Genomic DNA, 2,455 nt, shown 5'->3' on the forward strand with positions numbered 1-2,455 from the left:
AGCCCGTGGTTTGACCTGGTATATTCCTGATGAAGAGCAAGGTTTGATTACTCGGGCTCAACTCAAAGCCCAAATTACTGCTGCTTTAGGGGGTAGAGCGGCAGAAGAAGAAATTTTTGGTGAGGCTGAAGTGACTACTGGTGCTGTTGGGGACTTGCGACAAGTTACCTCGCGAGCACGGCAGATGGTAACCCGCTTTGGAATGAGTGATTTGGGTCCTCTGTCCTTAGAAGATCCAGGGGGAGAAGTCTTTCTAGGGGGTAATGTGATTAATAGGGCTGAGTACTCAGAGAAAATTGCTGCCCACATTGATGCCCAAGTTCGCACAATTGTGCAGCATTGCCATGGCCATGCTCGTCAGTTAGTCCGGGAAAATCGGGTAATCATTGACCGATTAGTAGACCTGTTGATAGATCAAGAAACTATCGAAGGAGACCAGTTACGCAAAATTGTAGAAGAACACACCCAGATGTGCAAGGAACAATTGGTAGTTTCGTAGTTTCTAGTTAAACGATCAAAGGCATGCATGTTTGAAACATGTTAATGGTTAATGGTTAATGGTTAATGGCCATTAACCATTAGCATTTGTCCCAATCAAGCTCGTGTTTTATACATTGCACGCAGCACCTGGGCTGGGTCAACATATTGCTTGCCATACTTCAATCCCCAGTGCAGATGAGGACCAGTGGTACGACCAGTCATCCCTACTCGACCGATTCTGGCTCCAGAAGGCAACAGTTGGCCTTCCTTGATCCGAATCCCACCGGAGTTGTCAATTAAATAGCGAGTACCTCCATTTTTAACTGCGTATCCTTTCATGTGACAGTAGATGTGCTGCCACTTGCCCGATTGGATAGTTATTGAGGTGCCGCAAGCAGTACCATCAGAAATTTTAATTACTTTACCACTCCACCAGTTACGGATATAGCTTCCTTCAGGGGCAGCTATGTCTAAACCTCGGTGGAATTCCCATCCAGAACCTCTAGGAGAGGGTCGGTAACCGAAGCCAGAGGTGTAGCCCCGGAAGTTTTCTACGGGAAAGGAACCCCCTTTGGCAAAACTTCTTACTCCGGCTACCAAGGTTGAGGGAGGTTCTGATGCAGTTACTGGCTGGCTGGGGAAACTCGAATGGGTACTTAAACCGATTGAACTTGTTAAACTCAGTCCAGCGAAAATTAGAAGCCTTGATAAATAACCACTGCGCATTAGTTCTAGTCTGGCTTTAGCTAGTTAGGGGTCTTTCCATCATTCAACTCCTTGGGGACTCCCGTTATAGCCCAAAGACAAGTGCGGGAGATGGGGCGTATAAAGTGCGGACGCAGGTGACCCACACAGCCCCTTGGGAATTGAAGATCAAGTTGATTGCGATTCTTGATAATTTTAGCTAGTATAAATCTGGCATAAATTGATTTAATGCGCTCTTTCGCGTAGCGTCTCCTACGCAGAAAAAAGCACCGGTTCTTGTGCAAGCTGAAAAGCCTCTGCTAGAAACATGAACCATAAAAAAAACATACAAGTAAGCCCGATGATTTTATCGGAGGGTGTAGAGGCTGTTTGAATCAGCCAGTAAGAGTTTTATGCTCTTAAGAATCCCCTGCTGTAATCTTCGCCAAAGCCGACGCTACGCGAAGGATTTAGCGGTTTGATTGTCAATTATATCCCTCCAGATCACCTACCATCAGCAGGGTGTTTGGGTTGTTTTAGGTATTTATCAAAATCTTGAGTTTTGTTAAGATACCTCAAGAGGCTAATACACATTTAACTTGCACAATTTAAGGATTAGATTTTTTGTTAAGGGTTGACCTTTGACTAACCTTTGTGCGCGTGTCTACTGTGCGCGTGTCTACCGTTAACCGTTAACACTAAAGCGATCAACTCAAATAGAGATGTTAAATGTTGGTTAACTTAGTCATGAACTTGCCCCAGCCTACCCTATCCGTGAACTGATGCTGACTGAATTTTTGCCCTTCCGATTCGAGGTGGATACTACAGCGATCGCAGGAGCATCTTTGTGGTCTCTAGCGCTATATTTAAGCCTCTCGTCCTTGAGGCAATGGATTATGGAGCAATTGAACCGCTGGTTTAACTTTGCTGAGGGATTCTTTTACATCTCGGCTCAGGAATTTGAACGAACCCGTAAGGTCAGAGAATCTCAAAACGCTTTCTATGCGTCAATTGTCAGCATTTTGCCTTTTTTAGTCATTGGTGCAGTTTGTAACTACGCCGTGGAAATTAGCCTCGGACACAGTTGGGCAATCAGTATCGGGATTATTGCTTGTATGAGCTGTGGTGTGTATGAATTAGGGCGTCAGTCTGGGAATTGAATTTAGGAGTAAATCACTAGAACATCAGACTAACATGAATCAATTATACCAGCAATTGTGGCTATGCCTTAGAAGAAAAACTCAAACCTGGAGGTTTAACTCAAATCTTGGCAGAAAGGCTTTCGGCTTAA

At 44.7% G+C, this 2,455-nt stretch carries 2 protein-coding genes and 1 pseudogene; 2 read left to right on the plus strand and 1 reads right to left on the minus strand.

Annotated elements, in window-relative coordinates; all coding sequences use genetic code 11:
• Nucleotides 1-499, plus strand: a pseudogene (locus F6K20_RS34105) (cell division protein FtsH); the annotation flags it as partial.
• Between the two features lie 95 nt (nt 500-594).
• Here F6K20_RS34105 and F6K20_RS34110 read toward each other — a convergent pair.
• Complete coding sequence (locus F6K20_RS34110) at nt 595-1,206, minus strand: M23 family metallopeptidase (protein WP_008180846.1); 612 nt, start codon at nt 1,204-1,206, stop codon at nt 595-597.
• Nucleotides 1,207-1,946: 740 nt separating this feature from the next.
• On the opposite strand from F6K20_RS34110, the gene F6K20_RS34115 reads away from it, so the two are divergent.
• Nucleotides 1,947-2,324, plus strand: coding sequence for a hypothetical protein (locus tag F6K20_RS34115; RefSeq protein WP_044492400.1), 378 nt, complete (start codon nt 1,947-1,949; stop codon nt 2,322-2,324).
• Nucleotides 2,325-2,455: the final 131 nt, after the last annotated feature.

This window comes from Moorena sp. SIO2C4, from assembly GCF_010672485.1.
Taxonomy (GTDB): domain Bacteria; phylum Cyanobacteriota; class Cyanobacteriia; order Cyanobacteriales; family Coleofasciculaceae; genus Moorena; species Moorena producens.